Source organism: Paenibacillus sinensis (assembly GCF_019904155.1).
GTDB lineage: Bacteria > Bacillota > Bacilli > Paenibacillales > Paenibacillaceae > Paenibacillus_AQ > Paenibacillus_AQ sinensis.
The window spans coordinates 1-1,305 of sequence record NZ_JAHCMB010000003.1; the positions used below are offsets into that span (position 1 = coordinate 1).

Here is a 1,305-nt window from a genome sequence, read left to right on the forward strand (position 1 = left end):
TCATAGGGTTTGAGCCCATACTTTGTATAAAATGCCTTTTATTTTGCTTTATCCAGCTCTGCCCCATTGCCTTTATATAAATAGATGTACTCACCGTATTCACTATCTTCGGCGGAGAAATATTTATCAATTAAATAAAGAACTTGTCTCTTCAATAATACTGCTTCCTCCAGGAATGAAGCGCTAACAGCGCCTGTTCCGAACGAACGATCCTCTCCTGGCTCCACCGAGGTATCTGACCAATCGATCCATTCAAGCTCTGACGCTTGTGTAGCAAATTCCTCATACCTGCTTTTATATTCTCTTATCGTATTTTTGTCACCTTCAAATTCATAATGTTTCATTAATTCAGCTACAACATTTCCCCATTCTGCTCTCCATGCATCTAAATATGTACTAGCTACATAGTTCATCTCATAAGTNAAATCTTCTGGCACAAAACATTAAAGATATCTACCTTCTTTCAAAAAGATCAACCGTAAAAAGTTCCTGCCTTCTGCGTTTACTACGTCAATGGGTCTTCTCCAAATCGATCCCATAACAAAGGATACCTCTCTTCAAGGTCTTCTTCCTTCCAATCAAGTTCCATATCTATTGGTTCATATGTATGGCCTTGAGCCTCTAATTCATTAATAAATTCTGTATCAATTTCATCGTTGTAATCGAACGCACCGGTTTTTTGATAGGTATACGCACTTGAAGCTATGTATAACATCTCTTCCATTTGTGGTGCAAATTCATCCTCTTCTAAATACTCTTCAGATAAATATTCAGCCAGAAANCATCATCCGAGCATCCTCCCATGAGTACATAAGCGGCTCCCCATAGTGAAGATGTATAGGATTGTTCCATCTTATTCTTAAACTCAGCTTCGAAGTGAATGATCTCTTCACTAGTTTTCATTGCTAATTCTTTGGTCAACCATTCAACCTGTTCCGCACCTTGCTGTTTGGAATCATTTATTAACTTCCAGAAGAGATTTGACGTCATCGAAATGGACCTCCTACTTAAATAATTCTTCTATTTCATCGAGTTTAGTCATCGTTAAATCTTGGTCCCACTGTACGTCTTGTAGTGTTCGATTTATTAAAATCCCTTTCATTCCTGATCGCTTTGCTCCCGTAATATCTTTGCTCTCATTCCCCACATAACACATATGCTGCGGGCTACAGCCCAATTGACTTGCCAGCTGAATAAATCCCTCGCTCCGCGGCTTTCTATACCCAACATCAACGGAAGTAATTACAATGTCGATATACTGCTTAAACTCCTCAATATCCTTCAACACCAATTCTCTGGACATGC

The 1,305-nt window shown here is 39.0% G+C and carries 4 protein-coding genes; all 4 read right to left on the reverse strand.

Features of this window, described 5'->3' with window-relative positions; genetic code table 11:
• Positions 1–38: 38 nt before the first annotated feature.
• Positions 39–413 (reverse strand): hypothetical protein, encoded by a 375-nt coding sequence (locus tag KIH86_RS00040; protein WP_223110236.1) that lies wholly within the window; start codon positions 411–413, stop codon positions 39–41.
• A 92-nt stretch (positions 414–505) separates the two neighbouring features.
• Positions 506–724, reverse strand: a complete 219-nt coding sequence (locus KIH86_RS29365; protein WP_235775197.1) for a molybdate metabolism regulator — start codon at positions 722–724, stop codon at positions 506–508.
• Positions 725–747: 23 nt separating this feature from the next.
• Entirely contained in the window at positions 748–990 is a 243-nt protein-coding gene (locus KIH86_RS29370) for a DUF4240 domain-containing protein (RefSeq protein ID WP_235775198.1), read from the reverse strand.
• Positions 991–1,003: 13 nt separating this feature from the next.
• A partial coding sequence (locus tag KIH86_RS00050) for an HAD family hydrolase (RefSeq protein WP_223110237.1) occupies positions 1,004–1,305 on the reverse strand: 302 nt, incomplete at its 5' end.

What these genes read in the sequence shown, in the direction of transcription:
- KIH86_RS29365 (WP_235775197.1), bottom strand. Translation starts at nt 724, where the DNA reads ATGGAAGAGATGTTATACATAGCTTCAAGTGCGTATACCTATCAAAAA.
- KIH86_RS00040 (WP_223110236.1), bottom strand. Translation starts at nt 413, where the DNA reads ATGAACTATGTAGCTAGTACATATTTAGATGCATGGAGAGCAGAATGG.